The organism is Pseudomonas sp. GM17, assembly GCF_000282175.2.
Taxonomy (GTDB): Bacteria; Pseudomonadota; Gammaproteobacteria; order Pseudomonadales; family Pseudomonadaceae; genus Aquipseudomonas; species Aquipseudomonas chlororaphis.
Genome location: NZ_CP124732.1, coordinates 6,849,651 through 6,866,808, shown reverse-complemented (window position 1 = coordinate 6,866,808; position 17,158 = coordinate 6,849,651). Strand labels below are relative to the sequence as shown.

General features: G+C 55.6%; 14 protein-coding genes and 4 tRNA genes. All 18 read left to right on the top strand.

The genetic code is table 11. The annotated features are described in order from the left end of the window. Positions 1-119: 119 nt before the first annotated feature. The 18 genes from birA to rpsG all read left to right on the top strand — a co-directional run bounded on the left by birA (position 120) and on the right by rpsG (position 17,153). Positions 120-1,079: a bifunctional biotin--[acetyl-CoA-carboxylase] ligase/biotin operon repressor BirA gene (gene birA, locus PMI20_RS30815; protein ID WP_007924214.1), complete on the top strand. Its 960-nt coding sequence runs from the start codon at positions 120-122 to the stop codon at positions 1,077-1,079. Then, entirely contained in the window at positions 1,069-1,818 is a 750-nt protein-coding gene (locus PMI20_RS30810) for a pantothenate kinase (RefSeq protein ID WP_007924212.1), read from the top strand. The genes birA and PMI20_RS30810 overlap by 11 nt, the downstream gene beginning before the upstream one ends. A gap of 7 nt (positions 1,819-1,825) precedes the next feature. Beyond that, positions 1,826-2,263 carry a hypothetical protein gene (locus PMI20_RS30805; protein ID WP_007924210.1) on the top strand — a complete coding sequence of 146 codons (438 nt, stop codon included), beginning with the start codon at positions 1,826-1,828 and terminating at the stop codon, positions 2,261-2,263. A 142-nt stretch (positions 2,264-2,405) separates the two neighbouring features. Next, positions 2,406-2,490 (top strand) — tRNA-Tyr (locus PMI20_RS30800). Positions 2,491-2,514: 24 nt separating this feature from the next. Then, positions 2,515-2,588, top strand: a tRNA-Gly gene (locus PMI20_RS30795). Positions 2,589-2,614: 26 nt separating this feature from the next. Next, positions 2,615-2,690: transfer RNA gene (locus tag PMI20_RS30790), tRNA-Thr, on the top strand. A gap of 84 nt (positions 2,691-2,774) precedes the next feature. Further along, positions 2,775-3,968, top strand: a complete 1,194-nt coding sequence (gene tuf, locus PMI20_RS30785) for an elongation factor Tu (RefSeq protein WP_007924207.1) — start codon at positions 2,775-2,777, stop codon at positions 3,966-3,968. 54 nt (positions 3,969-4,022) lie between these two features. Continuing rightward, a tRNA-Trp gene (locus tag PMI20_RS30780) sits at positions 4,023-4,098 on the top strand. Between the two features lie 45 nt (positions 4,099-4,143). Further along, positions 4,144-4,512, top strand: a complete 369-nt coding sequence (secE, locus tag PMI20_RS30775; RefSeq protein WP_009045851.1) for a preprotein translocase subunit SecE — start codon at positions 4,144-4,146, stop codon at positions 4,510-4,512. Positions 4,513-4,521: 9 nt separating this feature from the next. Next, complete coding sequence (gene nusG, locus PMI20_RS30770; RefSeq protein WP_002555501.1) at positions 4,522-5,055, top strand: transcription termination/antitermination protein NusG; 534 nt, start codon at positions 4,522-4,524, stop codon at positions 5,053-5,055. Between the two features lie 117 nt (positions 5,056-5,172). Continuing rightward, positions 5,173-5,604 (top strand): 50S ribosomal protein L11, encoded by a 432-nt coding sequence (rplK, locus tag PMI20_RS30765; protein ID WP_003176435.1) that lies wholly within the window; start codon positions 5,173-5,175, stop codon positions 5,602-5,604. After that, positions 5,604-6,299, top strand: a complete 696-nt coding sequence (gene rplA, locus PMI20_RS30760) for a 50S ribosomal protein L1 (RefSeq protein ID WP_007925952.1) — start codon at positions 5,604-5,606, stop codon at positions 6,297-6,299. Before rplK ends, rplA begins: the two co-directional genes overlap by 1 nt. A 197-nt stretch (positions 6,300-6,496) precedes the next feature. After that, positions 6,497-6,997 (top strand): 50S ribosomal protein L10, encoded by a 501-nt coding sequence (rplJ, locus tag PMI20_RS30755; protein WP_007925954.1) that lies wholly within the window; start codon positions 6,497-6,499, stop codon positions 6,995-6,997. A gap of 80 nt (positions 6,998-7,077) precedes the next feature. Beyond that, complete coding sequence (gene rplL / locus PMI20_RS30750) at positions 7,078-7,443, top strand: 50S ribosomal protein L7/L12 (protein WP_007925956.1); 366 nt, start codon at positions 7,078-7,080, stop codon at positions 7,441-7,443. A gap of 219 nt (positions 7,444-7,662) precedes the next feature. Beyond that, complete coding sequence (gene rpoB / locus PMI20_RS30745; protein WP_007925957.1) at positions 7,663-11,736, top strand: DNA-directed RNA polymerase subunit beta; 4,074 nt, start codon at positions 7,663-7,665, stop codon at positions 11,734-11,736. Between the two features lie 64 nt (positions 11,737-11,800). Further along, a complete protein-coding gene (rpoC, locus tag PMI20_RS30740; protein WP_007925958.1) occupies positions 11,801-16,000 on the top strand; it encodes a DNA-directed RNA polymerase subunit beta' in 4,200 nt (1,399 codons plus the stop codon). A 200-nt stretch (positions 16,001-16,200) separates the two neighbouring features. Further along, positions 16,201-16,572, top strand: coding sequence for a 30S ribosomal protein S12 (rpsL, locus tag PMI20_RS30735; protein ID WP_003186084.1), 372 nt, complete (start codon positions 16,201-16,203; stop codon positions 16,570-16,572). A 110-nt stretch (positions 16,573-16,682) separates the two neighbouring features. Then, positions 16,683-17,153 carry a 30S ribosomal protein S7 gene (gene rpsG / locus PMI20_RS30730; RefSeq protein WP_007925959.1) on the top strand — a complete coding sequence of 157 codons (471 nt, stop codon included), beginning with the start codon at positions 16,683-16,685 and terminating at the stop codon, positions 17,151-17,153. Positions 17,154-17,158 lie beyond the last annotated feature (5 nt).

Genomic DNA, 17,158 nt, shown 5'->3' with positions numbered 1-17,158 from the left:
CGCGAGGAAAAGCCTTTCAAATTGCAGCTGCTAGCTGCTTGATTGTGCCTGGTCACGCTTTCTATGCAACAGCCCTAGGCATGGCTATCATGCCTGCCTCATTGTGAGGCGAGATCTGCATGCTGACATTGTTGGAGCTTCTGAAGGATGGGCGGTTTCACTCGGGCCAGGCCCTTGGTGTCGCCTTGGGCGTTAGTCGCAGTGCCGTGTGGAAGCAGTTGCAGCAGTTGGAGGCTGAGCTGGGGCTCTCTATCCATAAAGTTCGCGGCCGCGGCTATCAGTTGGCGGCCCCGCTGACGCTTCTGAGTCCGGCTGATATTTACGAGCAATCAAAGGATTGCCCTTGGGCTGTGCTGGTTTTCGATTCTATCGACTCTACAAACGCCGAAGCTCTGAGGGCTGTCGAGCGTGGCGTACCTGCGCCGTTCCTGGTGCTTGCTGAGCGTCAGACGGCGGGGCGCGGTCGGAGAGGGCGAAAATGGGCTAGCCCTTTTGCAGAAAATGTTTATTACAGCCTCGTACTGCGTATCGATGGTGGAATGCGTCAGCTTGAAGGGCTCAGCTTGGTAGTCGGGCTGGCGGTCATGCAAACCTTGCGCGAGTTTGGAATTGCTGGTGCGGGCCTGAAGTGGCCAAACGATGTTTTAGTTGGGCGCAAAAAAATCGCCGGAATCCTGTTGGAGCTGGTTGGGGATCCTGCTGATGTCTGTCATGTAGTTCTGGGTGTAGGTATCAACGTCAGCATGCAGAAAGCCGACGAGATTGATCAGCAGTGGACGTCTGTACGGCTTGAGTCCGGCAAGCAGGTTGATCGTAACCAGTTGGTTGCTCGGCTGAGCATGGTGCTGAAAGCTTACCTGGAGCGCCACCAAACCCAGGGCTTTTCCTCTATTCAAGAGGAATGGGAGCAGAATCACTTGTGGCAAGGTAGTGCGGTGTCTCTGATTGCTGGGATCAATAAAATAGACGGTGTTGTTGTGGGCATCGATCAGCAGGGCGCATTGCGATTGAGGGTGGATGGGGTTGAGAAGGTCTACAGCGGTGGTGAGCTCAGCTTGAGGTTACGCAATGATTCTTGAGCTTGATTGCGGAAACAGCTTCATTAAATGGCGCGTTCTGGATAATGCTGCGCTTGGGGTATTTGCTGAGGGTGTGGTTGATTCCGATGATGCTTTGGTCGGGCATCTGCGTACGCTAAACGGCTTGGTTTTGACCCGCTGCCGCTTGGTCAGCGTGCGCACGGCCGAGGAGACGAGCAAGCTTACTTCCATGTTGGTTCAGGCTTTTGGCGTGGCGGTGATCTGTGCTGCGCCTGCGAAAGAAATGGCCGGCGTACGAAATGGTTATGAGGAGTTTGAGCGACTTGGCCTGGATCGCTGGCTTGCCATGCTGGGAGGCTTTCGCCTTGCGGCTGGTGCCTGCCTGGTACTCGATTTCGGGACGGCGGTTACTGCGGATTTCATTGCTGCGGATGGCGAGCACCTGGGGGGGTTTATCTGCCCAGGGATGCCATTGATGCGTAATCAGCTGAGAACTCACACTCGTCGAATTCGGTACGATGATTTGTCTGCTGAACGTGCGCTGGTGAGCCTGTTGCCGGGTCGTACGACGGTTGAGGCGGTAGAGCGTGGCTGCTCATTGATGTTGAGGGGGTTCGTTCTAACTCAGTTGGAGTTGGCGCGTGGTTACTGGGGGGATGATTTCGTAGTATTTCTCACTGGTGGTGATGCTGATCTGGTTTCTGGGGTTGTCCCGCAAGGGCGAGTGGTTCCGGATCTGGTTTTTGTCGGATTGGCTATGGCATGCCCATTGTCCTGAGGTTTTTATGCGCTGGTTGTTCCTGCTGCTTCTGGTTCTCAATGTGTTCTATTACGTCTGGCATCAGCAGGAAGTGCCTTTACGTGCCAAGGAGGTAACACCTCTGACGCTTTATAAAGGGTCCCAGCAGGATATCCGCTTGTTGAGTGAGTCGTCTGACGCTCTCTCTAGGCGTGACAAGGGTGGGGCTCAAGCCGATTGCCTCTATATAGGTGGTTTTGCTCGTCGTGATCAGGCTCAAATGCTCGAGCAGCGTCTGTCGGCATTGGGGGTGGAGGTCCGGTTGAAGTCCTTGGGGTTGCCTGATGCTTCTGGTTACTGGTTGCGGGTGGCTCCTGAAAGCAAGCATTTGCTGGATGATTCGCTGCTGCAGAATCTTGCTAAAGAATTCAATGAGTTAAAACATAAAATAATGTCATGCGAAGGCATTGCAACTGTCGAGTAGTTTGCATAGAATGGCGCCCGCTCCGCAGTGAAGACCTCTAGAGGTAGACGCAGCGAAGCGAGGTCAACGCAGCTAACCTCAGGTTTTTAATGAGAAAATGCTTGACAGAAGGGTGGCATGATGTAGAATGCTGCCTCGCTTAGGAGGGGTTCCCGAGCGGCCAAAGGGATCAGACTGTAAATCTGACGTCTACGACTTCGAAGGTTCGAATCCTTCCCCCTCCACCAGATTTAGCGTGAGCTGCAGGCTCCGCGGGTATAGTTTAGTGGTAGAACCTCAGCCTTCCAAGCTGATGATGCGGGTTCGATTCCCGCTACCCGCTCCAAGTTTGCAGGTTGTGCAAAGTGTTTCGCTCTTGTAGCTCAGTTGGTAGAGCACACCCTTGGTAAGGGTGAGGTCAGCGGTTCAAATCCGCTCAAGAGCTCCATATAACAAGGCAGATATGAAAATATCTGCCTTTGTTTTAATGGCTTGTGTGACTTGCTCAATTCTTCTCCTAGGGGTGATTTCGATGGCTAAGGAAAAGTTCGAACGTAATAAGCCGCACGTCAACGTTGGTACCATTGGTCACGTTGACCACGGTAAAACCACTCTGACTGCTGCTCTGACTCGCGTCTGCTCCGAGGTTTTCGGTTCGGCTCGTGTTGACTTCGACAAGATCGACAGCGCCCCGGAAGAAAAGGCTCGTGGTATCACCATCAATACTGCGCACGTAGAGTACGATTCGAACATTCGTCACTACGCGCACGTTGACTGCCCAGGTCACGCCGACTACGTCAAAAACATGATCACTGGTGCTGCCCAGATGGACGGCGCGATCCTGGTTTGCTCGGCTGCCGATGGTCCGATGCCACAAACTCGTGAGCACATCCTGCTGTCCCGTCAGGTAGGTGTTCCGTACATCGTTGTCTTCCTGAACAAGGCTGACATGGTGGACGACGCTGAGCTGCTGGAACTGGTTGAGATGGAAGTGCGCGACCTGCTGAGCACTTACGACTTCCCAGGTGATGACACTCCAATCATCATCGGTTCGGCTCTGATGGCTCTGAACGGCCAAGACGACAACGAAATGGGCACTACCGCTGTTAAGAAGCTGGTAGAAACTCTGGATACCTACATCCCAGAGCCAGAGCGTGCTATCGACAAGCCGTTCCTGATGCCAATCGAAGACGTGTTCTCGATCTCCGGCCGCGGTACCGTGGTAACTGGTCGTGTTGAGCGTGGTATCGTTCGCATCCAGGAAGAAGTTGAGATCGTTGGTCTGCGCGACACTCAGAAAACCACCTGCACCGGTGTTGAGATGTTCCGCAAGCTGCTGGACGAAGGTCGTGCTGGTGAGAACTGCGGCGTTCTGCTGCGTGGCACCAAGCGTGACGACGTTGAGCGTGGCCAGGTTCTGGTTAAGCCAGGTACCGTTAAGCCGCACACCAAGTTCACTGCTGAAGTATACGTTCTGAGCAAAGAGGAAGGCGGCCGTCATACTCCGTTCTTCAAAGGCTACCGTCCACAGTTCTACTTCCGCACTACTGACGTGACTGGTAACTGCGAGCTGCCAGAAGGCGTTGAAATGGTAATGCCAGGTGACAACATCCAGATGACTGTCACTCTGATCAAAACCATTGCGATGGAAGATGGTCTGCGTTTCGCTATCCGTGAAGGCGGTCGTACCGTCGGCGCTGGCGTCGTGGCCAAAGTCATCGAGTAAGTTCTTGATATATCTCCATCGGGCCGGCATAATGGTCGGCCTGATTTTGTTTTTAGGTCAGTAGCTCAATTGGCAGAGCGACGGTCTCCAAAACCGTAGGTTGGGGGTTCGATTCCCTCCTGACCTGCCAGATTCACTCGGTGTGTCTGGCTTTCTTTTCACAGGATCTTCATAGATGACTCCTAAAGCTGAAGCTCAAGGCTCTCGCTTCGATCTGCTCAAGTGGCTTGTAGTAGTTGCTTTGGTGGTCGTTGGCGTTGTCGGTAATCAGTATTACTCTGCTTCGCCGATCCTGTACCGCGTACTCGCTTTGCTTGCTATCGCTGCTGTAGCTGCCTTTGTAGGCCTGCAGACTGCCAAGGGCAAGTCTTTCTTTGTACTGGTTAAGGAAGCTCGCACCGAGATTCGTAAAGTCGTATGGCCAACTCGCCAAGAAACCACGCAGACCACGTTGATCGTAGTGGCTGTTGTTCTGGTTATGGCGTTGCTGTTGTGGGGGCTTGATTCCCTGCTCGGCTGGCTCGTTTCCTTGATTGTTGGCTAAGGGTGTCCCGTGGCTAAGCGTTGGTACGTTGTGCATGCTTACTCGGGTTACGAGAAGCATGTAATGCGTTCGTTGATCGAGCGCGTAAAGCTGGCTGGCATGGAAGATGGCTTTGGTGAAATTCTGGTTCCCACTGAAGAAGTGGTTGAGATGCGTAATGGCCAGAAACGCAAAAGCGAGCGCAAGTTCTTCCCTGGTTATGTGCTGGTTCAGATGGATATGAATGAGGGTACTTGGCACTTGGTCAAGGATACTCCTCGGGTGATGGGTTTTATCGGTGGTACTGCCGACAAACCTGCGCCAATCACGGACAAAGAGGCAGAAGCCATTCTGCGTCGTGTTGCTGATGGTAGTGACAAGCCTAAGCCTAAGACTCTGTTCGAGCCGGGTGAGGTTGTTCGTGTTACCGATGGTCCGTTCGCTGACTTTAACGGCACCGTCGAAGAAGTTAACTACGAAAAGAGCCGGATCCAAGTGGCTGTGCTCATTTTTGGTCGCTCTACTCCGGTAGAGCTAGAGTTCAGCCAGGTCGAAAAGGCATAGCTGAACGAGAATCCCATACCCCGCAGCCCAAGGCTGTGGGGTTTTGTCGTCACTGGGATAAACGCGCAAGTAACCGGGGAGCCTTCCAGGCGTTTGAACCCGTAATTGGAGTGCCTCATGGCTAAGAAGATTACTGCTTACATCAAGCTGCAAGTGAAGGCCGCACAGGCCAACCCAAGTCCACCCGTCGGTCCAGCACTGGGTCAGCACGGCGTGAACATCATGGAATTCTGCAAGGCCTTCAACGCCCGTACCCAGGGTCTTGAGCCAGGTCTGCCGACTCCTGTGATCATCACTGTTTACAGTGACCGCAGCTTCACTTTCGAAACTAAGAGCACCCCTGCTTCGGTTCTGCTGAAGAAAGCTGCCGGCCTGACCAGCGGTTCCGCTCGTCCGAACACCGTTAAGGTTGGCACCGTTACCCGTGCTCAGCTGGAAGAAATCGCGAAAACCAAAAACGCGGATCTGACTGCAGCTGATATGGATGCAGCCGTGCGTACTATCGCCGGTTCTGCTCGTAGCATGGGCCTTAACGTGGAGGGTGTGTAATGGCTAAGCTGACCAAGCGCCAAAAGGCTATCGCCGGCAAGATTGAAGCGGGCAAGGCCTACAGCTTCGTAGACGCAGCTGCTCTCCTGACCGAGCTGTCGACCGTCAAGTTCAGCGAGTCTGTTGACGTCGCTGTAAACTTGGGCGTTGACCCACGTAAGTCCGACCAGGTTGTTCGCAGCGCTACCGTGCTGCCTCACGGCACTGGCAAGACTGTACGTGTAGCTGTGTTCACCCAAGGTCCAGCCGCTGAAGCTGCCCTGGCTGCCGGCGCTGATCGCGTAGGCATGGACGACCTGGCTGCCGAAATGAAAGGCGGCGACCTGAACTATGACGTAGTTATTGCTTCCCCGGATGCAATGCGCGTTGTAGGTCAGCTGGGCCAGATCCTCGGTCCACGTGGTCTGATGCCTAACCCCAAGGTTGGTACCGTAACTCCAGACGTAGCTGGCGCTGTTAAAAACGCCAAGGCTGGTCAGGTTCGTTATCGCACCGACAAAAACGGCATTATCCATACCTCCGTTGGCAAGGTTGGCTTCGACGCCGTCAAGCTGAAGGAAAACGTTGAAGCCCTGATCGCTGACCTGAAGCGTATCAAGCCAGCTTCCTCGAAAGGTATCTACGTCAAGCGCGTTACCCTGAGCACCACCATGGGGCCAGGTCTGGTCATCGACCAAGGCTCGCTGGACGTATAAGACACAGGTTGGCGCAAGAGATTGCGCCAATGAAAGATTGGGGTCCCTGCCTGGCGGGGGCTATCCAAGACCGTAGGCGACGCAAGTCTTAAACCACAAGCCTACGCAGATGGTGCTCCCGGTTCCTTACCGAATCAGACACCAAAACGACATCCGACCTCGGTTGGATGAAACGGTAACAAGCAGGAGTTAAACCCGTGGCAATTAAACTCGAAGACAAGAAGGCCATCGTCGCTGAAGTCAACGAGGCTGCCAAAGGCGCTCTGTCCGCTGTCGTGGCTGATGCCCGTGGTGTGACAGTAGGCGCTATGACCGGACTCCGTAAAGAGGCCCGCGAAGCTGGCGTGTATGTACGTGTCGTACGTAACACCCTGCTCAAGCGCGCTGTTGAAGGCACTCAATATGACGTGCTCAACGACGCGTTCGTCGGCCCTACCCTGATTGCATTCTCCAAGGAACATCCGGGCGCTGCTGCTCGTATTTTCAAAGAGTTCGCAAAGGGTCAGGAAAAGTTCGAGATCAAGGCAGCTGCGTTCGAGGGCAAGTACCTCGCAGCAAACGAGATCGACGTGTTGGCTTCGCTGCCAACTCGCGACGAAGCTATTGCGAAGCTGATGAGCGTGATCCAAGGCGCTACCAGCAAGCTGGCTCGTACTCTGGCGGCCATTCGCGACCAGAAAGAAGCTGCTGCTGCCTAAGGCACTGCAAGCCCTTTCAAAATCATATGTTTAATTTGATGGCTGCGTAGGCTGTCACCCCAATACAGGAATTTATAGTCATGTCTCTGACTAACGAGCAAATCATCGAAGCAATCGGCCAGAAAACCGTTCTGGAAGTTGTTGAGCTGATCAAAGCAATGGAAGAAACCTTCGGCGTTACCGCTGCTGTTGCCGCTGCTGGCCCAGCTGCTGCTGCCGCTGTTGTTGAAGAGCAAACTGAATTCAACGTCATGCTGACCGAAGCTGGCGAGAAGAAAGTTAACGTGATCAAGGCTGTACGTGAACTGACCGGTCTGGGCCTGAAAGAAGCCAAGGCTGTAGTTGACGGTGCTCCTGCCATGGTTCTGGAAGGCGTTGCTAAAGAAGCCGCTGACAAAGCCAAAGCAGCTCTGGAAGAAGCAGGCGCTAAAGTCGAGCTGAAGTAAGCATCGACTTTGTGTCTCCAGCCCAAGCGTTAAGCTGAGGCTGATGGCTGGTGGCTCTTGCCACCGGCCTTTTTCCGTTATTGGCAGCCGACTGGGTTGGTGTCTCTAACGTGCTGTAACCACCCTGTGCGGTGGAGCAAACCAAAGGGTTTGCACGATTTTCTGGCTGCTCCCGTCGGGAGGGGCCAAATAAGCAGGTGACCAAGCTGGGGAACGCTGATGGCTTACTCATATACTGAGAAAAAACGTATCCGCAAGGACTTTAGCAAGTTGCCGGACGTCATGGATGTGCCGTACCTCCTGGCCATCCAGCTGGATTCGTATCGTGAATTCTTGCAAGCGGGAGCGACTAAAGATCAGTTCCGCGACGTGGGCCTGCATGCGGCCTTCAAATCCGTTTTCCCGATCATCAGCTACTCCGGCAATGCTGCGTTGGAGTATGTCGGTTATCGCTTGGGCGAACCGGCATTTGATGTCAAAGAATGCGTGCTGCGCGGTGTAACTTACGCCGTACCTTTGCGGGTAAAAGTTCGTCTGATCATTTTCGACAAAGAATCGTCGAACAAAGCGATCAAGGACATCAAAGAGCAAGAAGTCTACATGGGGGAAATCCCCCTGATGACTGAGAACGGTACCTTCGTAATCAACGGTACCGAGCGTGTAATCGTTTCCCAGCTGCACCGTTCCCCTGGCGTATTCTTCGACCACGACCGTGGCAAGACGCACAGCTCCGGTAAGCTGCTGTACTCCGCACGTATCATTCCTTACCGCGGTTCCTGGTTGGACTTCGAGTTCGACCCGAAAGACTGCGTGTTCGTGCGTATCGACCGTCGTCGCAAGCTGCCTGCATCGGTACTGCTACGTGCGCTGGGCTACACCACTGAAGAAGTGCTGGATGCTTTCTACACCACCAACGTATTCCATGTGCGCGGCGAAAGCCTGAGCCTGGAGCTGGTGCCTCAGCGCCTGCGCGGTGAAATTGCAGTCCTCGATATTCAGGATGACAAAGGCAAGGTTATTGTCGAGCAGGGTCGTCGTATTACCGCTCGTCACATCAACCAGCTGGAAAAAGCCGGGATCAAAGAGCTGGAAGTGCCTCTGGACTACGTCCTGGGTCGTACTACCGCCAAGGTCATCGTGCATCCGGCCACCGGCGAAATCCTGGCAGAGTGCAACACTGAGCTGAACACCGAGATCCTGGCGAAGATCGCCAAGGCTCAGGTCGTGCGTATCGAAACGCTGTACACCAACGATATCGATTGCGGTCCATTTGTTTCCGACACTCTGAAGATCGACTCCACCACCAACCAGCTGGAAGCGTTGGTCGAGATCTATCGCATGATGCGTCCTGGCGAGCCTCCAACCAAGGATGCGGCCGAGACCCTGTTCAACAACCTGTTCTTCAGCCCTGAGCGCTATGACCTGTCTGCGGTCGGCCGGATGAAGTTCAACCGTCGTATCGGTCGTACCGAGATCGAAGGTTCGGGCGTGTTGTGCAAGGAAGACATCGTTGCTGTTCTGAAGACACTGGTCGACATCCGTAACGGCAAAGGCATCGTCGATGACATCGACCACCTGGGTAACCGTCGTGTTCGCTGCGTAGGCGAAATGGCCGAGAACCAGTTCCGCGTTGGCCTGGTGCGTGTTGAGCGTGCGGTCAAAGAGCGTCTGTCGATGGCTGAAAGCGAAGGCCTGATGCCGCAAGACCTGATCAATGCCAAGCCTGTGGCTGCGGCGGTGAAAGAGTTCTTCGGTTCCAGCCAGCTGTCCCAGTTCATGGACCAGAACAACCCGCTGTCCGAGATCACCCACAAGCGTCGTGTCTCCGCACTCGGCCCGGGCGGTCTGACCCGTGAGCGCGCAGGCTTCGAAGTTCGTGACGTACACCCGACTCACTATGGTCGTGTATGTCCGATTGAAACGCCGGAAGGGCCGAACATCGGTCTGATCAACTCCTTGGCGGCCTATGCTCGCACCAACCAGTACGGTTTCCTCGAGAGCCCGTACCGTGTGGTGAAAGAAGGTCTGGTGACCGACGAGATCGTGTTCCTGTCCGCTATCGAAGAGGCCGATCACGTGATCGCCCAGGCTTCGGCGACCATGAACGATAAAGGTCAGCTGATCGATGAGCTGGTAGCTGTTCGTCACTTGAACGAATTCACCGTCAAGGCGCCGGAAGACGTCACCTTGATGGACGTTTCGCCGAAGCAGGTAGTTTCGGTTGCGGCGTCGCTGATTCCGTTCCTCGAGCACGACGACGCCAACCGTGCGTTGATGGGTTCGAACATGCAGCGTCAGGCTGTACCAACCCTGCGTGCCGACAAGCCGCTGGTAGGTACCGGCATGGAGCGTAACGTTGCCCGTGACTCCGGCGTTTGCGTCGTGGCTCGTCGTGGCGGCGTGATCGACTCGGTTGACGCCAGCCGTATCGTGGTTCGTGTTGCAGATGACGAAGTTGAACCAGGCGAAGCCGGTGTCGACATCTACAACCTGACCAAATACACCCGCTCCAACCAGAACACCTGCATCAACCAGCGTCCGCTGGTGAGCAAGGGCGATCGGGTTCAGCGTAGCGACATCATGGCCGACGGTCCGTCCACCGACATGGGTGAGCTGGCTCTGGGTCAGAACATGCGCATCGCGTTCATGGCATGGAACGGCTTCAACTTCGAAGACTCCATCTGCCTGTCCGAGCGCGTGGTTCAGGAAGACCGCTTCACCACGATCCACATCCAGGAACTGACCTGTGTGGCCCGTGACACCAAGCTTGGCCCAGAGGAAATCACTGCAGACATCCCGAACGTGGGCGAGGCTGCACTGAACAAGCTGGACGAAGCCGGTATCGTTTATGTGGGTGCTGAAGTTGGCGCAGGCGACATCCTGGTCGGTAAGGTCACTCCGAAAGGCGAGACCCAGCTGACTCCGGAAGAGAAACTGCTGCGTGCAATCTTCGGTGAAAAAGCCAGCGACGTTAAAGACACTTCCCTGCGTGTGCCTACCGGTACCAAGGGTACTGTCATCGACGTACAGGTCTTCACTCGCGACGGCGTGGAGCGTGACGCTCGTGCCCTGTCGATCGAGAAGAGCCAGCTCGACGAGATCCGTAAGGATCTGAACGAAGAGTTCCGTATCGTTGAAGGCGCCACTTTCGAACGTCTGCGTTCCGCTCTGGTCGGCCACAAAGCCGAAGGCGGCGCCGGTCTGAAGAAAGGTCAGGAAATCACCGACGAAGTACTCGACGGTCTTGAGCATGGTCAGTGGTTCAAACTGCGCATGGCTGAAGATGCTCTGAACGAGCAGCTCGAGAAGGCCCAGGCCTACATCGTTGATCGCCGCCGTCTGCTGGACGACAAGTTCGAAGACAAGAAGCGCAAACTGCAGCAGGGCGATGACCTGGCTCCAGGCGTGCTGAAAATCGTCAAGGTTTACCTGGCAATCCGCCGCCGCATCCAGCCGGGCGACAAGATGGCCGGTCGTCACGGTAACAAGGGTGTGGTCTCCGTGATCATGCCGGTTGAAGACATGCCGCACGATGCCAACGGCACCCCGGTCGACGTCGTCCTCAACCCGTTGGGCGTACCTTCGCGTATGAACGTTGGTCAGATTCTCGAAACCCACCTGGGCCTCGCGGCCAAAGGTCTGGGCGAGAAGATCAACCGCATGGTCGAAGAGCAGCGCAAGGTCGCGGAACTGCGTAAGTTCCTGGACGAGATCTACAACCAGATCGGCGGTCGTAACGAAGATCTGGATAGCTTCTCCGATCAGGAAATCCTGGATCTGGCGAAGAACCTGCGCGGCGGCGTGCCGATGGCCACTCCGGTGTTCGACGGTGCCAAGGAAAGCGAAATCAAGGCCATGCTGAAACTGGCGGACCTGCCAGAAAGCGGCCAGATGCAGCTGACCGACGGCCGTACCGGCAACAAGTTCGAGCGCCCGGTTACTGTTGGCTACATGTACATGCTGAAGCTGAACCACTTGGTAGACGACAAGATGCACGCTCGTTCTACCGGTTCGTACAGCCTGGTTACCCAGCAGCCGCTGGGTGGTAAGGCGCAGTTCGGTGGTCAGCGTTTCGGGGAGATGGAGGTCTGGGCACTGGAAGCATACGGTGCTGCATACACTCTGCAAGAAATGCTCACAGTGAAGTCGGACGATGTGAACGGTCGGACCAAGATGTACAAAAACATCGTGGACGGCGATCACCGTATGGAGCCGGGCATGCCCGAGTCCTTCAACGTGTTGATCAAAGAAATTCGTTCCCTCGGCATCGATATCGATCTGGAAACCGAATAACACGTGACGCGAATCGAGAGCGGGGCAGGATTGCCCGCTCTCTGCTCCGCCAGGAGGAAAGGCCTTGAAAGACCTACTGAATTTGCTGAAAAACCAGGGTCAAGTCGAAGAGTTCGACGCCATCCGTATCGGATTGGCCTCGCCTGAGATGATCCGTTCGTGGTCGTTCGGTGAAGTTAAAAAGCCGGAAACCATCAACTACCGTACGTTCAAGCCTGAGCGTGACGGCCTGTTCTGCGCCAAGATCTTTGGCCCGGTAAAGGATTACGAGTGCCTGTGCGGTAAGTACAAGCGCTTGAAGCATCGTGGCGTGATCTGCGAGAAGTGCGGCGTTGAAGTTGCACTGGCCAAGGTTCGTCGTGAGCGCATGGCGCACATCGAACTGGCTTCGCCGGTTGCCCACATCTGGTTCCTGAAATCGCTGCCGTCCCGTATCGGCCTGCTGATGGACATGACCCTGCGTGATATTGAGCGCGTTCTCTACTTCGAGAGCTACGTCGTTATCGACCCGGGCATGACCACCCTGGAAAAAGGTCAGCTGCTGAACGACGAGCAGTATTTCGAAGCGCTGGAAGAGTTCGGTGACGACTTCGACGCTCGCATGGGTGCCGAGGCTGTCCGCGAGCTGCTGCACGCTATCGACCTGGAGCACGAGATTGGCCGTCTGCGCGAAGAGATTCCGCAAACCAACTCGGAAACCAAGATCAAGAAGCTGTCCAAGCGTCTGAAGTTGATGGAAGCCTTCCAGGGTTCCGGCAACCTGCCAGAGTGGATGGTGCTGACCGTTCTGCCGGTTCTGCCGCCAGATCTGCGTCCACTGGTCCCGCTGGATGGCGGTCGTTTCGCGACTTCCGACCTCAACGATCTGTATCGTCGAGTGATCAACCGTAACAACCGTTTGAAGCGCCTGCTGGATCTGTCCGCTCCGGACATCATCGTGCGCAACGAAAAGCGTATGTTGCAGGAAGCCGTCGACGCACTGCTCGACAACGGTCGTCGTGGCCGCGCTATCACCGGTTCCAACAAGCGTCCTCTGAAATCCCTGGCCGACATGATCAAGGGTAAGCAAGGTCGTTTCCGTCAGAACTTGCTCGGTAAGCGTGTTGACTACTCCGGTCGTTCGGTAATTACCGTAGGTCCGACCCTACGTTTGCACCAGTGCGGTCTGCCTAAGAAAATGGCTCTCGAGCTGTTCAAACCGTTCATTTTCGGCAAGTTGGAAATGCGTGGCCTGGCCACCACCATCAAAGCCGCGAAGAAAATGGTCGAGCGCGAGCTGCCAGAGGTCTGGGACGTTCTCGCCGAAGTGATTCGCGAACACCCAGTGCTCCTCAACCGTGCGCCGACCCTTCACCGTCTGGGTATCCAGGCGTTTGAGCCAGTACTGATCGAAGGTAAGGCTATCCAGCTGCACCCTTTGGTCTGTGCTGCGTACAACGCCGACTTCGACGGCGACCAAATGGCCGTGCACGTACCGCTGACACTGGAAGCCCAGCTGGAAGCGCGTGCGTTGATGATGTCGACCAACAACATCCTGTCGCCAGCCAACGGTGAGCCAATCATCGTTCCGTCGCAGGACGTTGTATTGGGTCTGTACTACATGACTCGTGAAGCGATCAACGCCAAGGGCGAAGGTCGCGTGTTCGCGGACCTGCAGGAAGTTGACCGTGTATTCCGTGCCGGCGAAGCCGCACTGCATGCCAAGGTCAAGGTGCGGATCACCGAAACCGTCAATGACCGTGATGGCGGCAGCGTGACCAACACTCGTATCGTCGACACCACTGTCGGTCGTGCGCTGTTGTTCCAGGTTGTGCCAAAAGGGCTGTCGTACGACGTCGTCAACCTGCCGATGAAGAAAAAGGCGATCTCCAAGCTGATCAACCAGTGCTACCGCGTGGTTGGTCTGAAAGAGACTGTGATCTTCGCTGACCAGTTGATGTACACCGGTTTTGCCTACTCGACCATTTCCGGTGTTTCCATCGGTGTTAACGACTTCGTTATCCCGGATGAAAAAGCCCGCATCATCGGTGCTGCCACCGACGAAGTGAAAGAGATCGAGAGCCAGTACGCCTCCGGCCTGGTAACCCAGGGCGAGAAGTACAACAAAGTGATCGACCTTTGGTCGAAAGCGAACGACGAAGTCTCCAAGGCGATGATGGCCAACCTCTCGAAAGAGAAGGTCATCGACCGTCACGGCGACGAAGTCGAGCAAGAATCCTTCAACTCGATGTACATGATGGCCGACTCGGGTGCGCGGGGTTCCGCAGCACAGATTCGTCAGCTGGCCGGTATGCGTGGTCTGATGGCCAAGCCGGACGGTTCCATCATCGAAACGCCGATTACTGCGAACTTCCGTGAAGGTCTGAGCGTACTCCAGTACTTCATCTCGACTCACGGTGCTCGTAAAGGTCTGGCGGATACCGCGTTGAAAACTGCGAACTCCGGTTACCTGACTCGTCGTCTGGTAGACGTGGCGCAGGATCTGGTTGTAACCGAGATCGACTGTGGCACCGAACATGGCCTGGTAATGACTCCGCACATTGAAGGCGGCGACGTTGTAGAGCCGTTGGGTGAGCGCGTGTTGGGTCGTGTTATTGCCCGTGACGTATTCAAGCCAGGTACCGAGGACGTCATCGTTCCTGCCGGCACTCTGGTCGACGAGAAGTGGGTCGAGTTCATCGAGCTGAACAGCATCGACGAAGTGATCGTGCGTTCGCCGATCAGTTGCGAAACCCGCTACGGCATTTGCGCCAAGTGCTACGGCCGCGACTTGGCTCGTGGCCACCAGGTGAACATCGGTGAAGCTGTCGGCGTTATCGCTGCTCAGTCCATCGGTGAGCCGGGTACCCAGCTGACGATGCGTACGTTCCACATCGGTGGTGCGGCAAGCCGGACCTCCGCGGCCGACAGCGTTCAGGTGAAGAACGGCGGTACCGTCCGTCTGCATAACCTGAAGCACGTTGAGCGAGTGGATGGTCACCTGGTTGCTGTGTCCCGTTCCGGCGAGCTGGCGATCGCTGACGACTTCGGTCGTGAGCGTGAGCGTTACAAGCTGCCGTACGGTGCTGTGATTTCGGTTAAAGAAGGTGACAAGGTCGACGCTGGCTCTATCGTGGCCAAGTGGGATCCGCACACTCACCCGATCGTTACCGAAATGAAAGGTACCGTGACCTACGTGGGCATGGAAGAAGGCATCACGATCAAGCGTCAGACTGACGAATTGACCGGTATGACCAACATTGAAGTACTTGACGCGAAAGATCGTCCAGCTGCCGGTAAAGACATTCGTCCTGCCGTGAAGATGGTCGACGACAACGGCAAGGATCTGTTGCTGCCAGGCACTGACGTAATTGCTCAGTACTTCCTGCCAGCCAACGCCCTGGTCGGTGTAGCGGACGGCGCGAAGATCGCGATCGGTGATGTTATCGCTCGTATCCCGCAAGAAACTTCGAAGACCCGTGACATCACCGGTGGTCTGCCGCGTGTTGCCGACCTGTTCGAAGCTCGTCGTCCGAAAGAAGCCTCGATCCTGGCTGAAGTCAGCGGCACCATCGCGTTCGGTAAAGAGACCAAGGGCAAGCGCCGTCTGGTCATTACCCCGAACGACGGTAGCGATCCGTACGAAGAACTGATTCCGAAGTGGCGTCACCTGAACGTCTTCGAAGGCGAACAGGTAAACCGCGGCGAAGTTATCTCCGACGGTCCAAGCGATCCACACGACATCCTGCGTCTGCTGGGTGTGAGTGCGCTGGCCAAGTACATCGTGAACGAGATCCAGGACGTTTATCGCCTGCAGGGCGTGAAGATCAACGACAAGCACATCGAGACCATTCTGCGTCAGATGCTGCGTAAGGTTGAGATCGCTGAATCCGGCGATTCCAGCTTCATCAAGGGCGACCAGATGGAACTGACTCACGTACTGGTAGAGAACGAGCGTCTGAACACCGAAGACAAGTTTGTCGCCAAGTTCACCCGCGTTCTGCTGGGTATCACCAAGGCGTCGCTGTCGACCGAATCGTTCATCTCGGCGGCCTCTTTCCAAGAGACCACTCGCGTACTGACCGAAGCGGCGGTAACCGGCAAGCGCGATTACCTGCGCGGCCTGAAAGAAAACGTGGTCGTGGGGCGCCTGATCCCGGCTGGTACTGGCCTGGCCTATCACAGTGAGCGTAAGCGTCGCCGTGATGCAGACAAGCCTCTGCGCGTAAGCGCAAGTGAAGTTGAAGCTGCACTGACCGAAGCGCTGAACTCCAGCGGTAACTGAGGTCTGCAGTAGATTGAGATAGGGCCCTGGCTTTTCCGCTCACGAATCAAGACGATTTTGTCGGGGTTCGCTGATAGGGGAGGCCGGGGCCTTGCCTTGACTGGGGACAAGATCCTCTTTAGACTCTTGTACCCCTAAATTTGGTGGGGCTTGCGCCCTGCCATTTTGTTTATGTCGAAAGACAACAGTGGAGCTAGTAGATGGCAACTATCAACCAGCTGGTACGTCAGCCGCGTAAGCGTATCGTCGAGAAATCCGACGTGCCTGCGCTGCAGAACTGCCCGCAACGTCGTGGCGTGTGCACTCGCGTGTATACCACTACGCCGAAAAAACCTAACTCGGCACTGCGTAAAGTATGCCGTGTGCGTCTGACCAACGGTTTCGAGGTTTCCTCGTACATCGGTGGTGAAGGCCACAACCTGCAAGAGCACAGCGTGGTACTGATCCGCGGCGGTCGTGTAAAAGACTTGCCAGGTGTTCGTTACCACACCGTTCGCGGCTCCCTGGATACCTCCGGCGTTAAAGGTCGTAACCAAGGTCGTTCGAAGTACGGTACCAAGCGTCCGAAGTAATCGGCCGTTTTGCAGTTAATTATTTTATTGAGTCGATAAGAGTAAGGTCGGGCACGAGTCCTTTGGATCAACTGTCCCGAGCTAACCTGAAGACCGTTTGAGGGCTTATCATGCCAAGACGTCGCGTAGCAGCCAAACGTGAGATTCTGGACGATCCGAAATACGGAAGCCAGATCCTCGCCAAGTTCATGAACCACGTAATGGAAAGCGGCAAGAAAGCCGTTGCCGAGCGTATCGTTTATGGCGCGCTGGAAAAAGTTAAAGAACGCAAGAACAGCGATCCCCTGGAAATCTTCGAGAAAGCTCTCGACGCCATCGCTCCGCTGGTCGAAGTGAAGTCGCGCCGTGTTGGCGGTGCTACTTACCAGGTTCCGGTCGAAGTTCGTCCGTCCCGTCGTAACGCTCTGGCAATGCGCTGGTTGGTAGACTTCGCCCGTAAGCGCGGCGAGAAGTCTATGGCTCTGCGCTTGGCTGGCGAACTGCTGGATGCTGCCGAAGGCAAGGGTGCTGCAGTTAAGAAGCGTGAAGACGTACACCGTATGGCTGAAGCCAACAAGGCTTTCTCGCACTACCGCTTCTAATATCG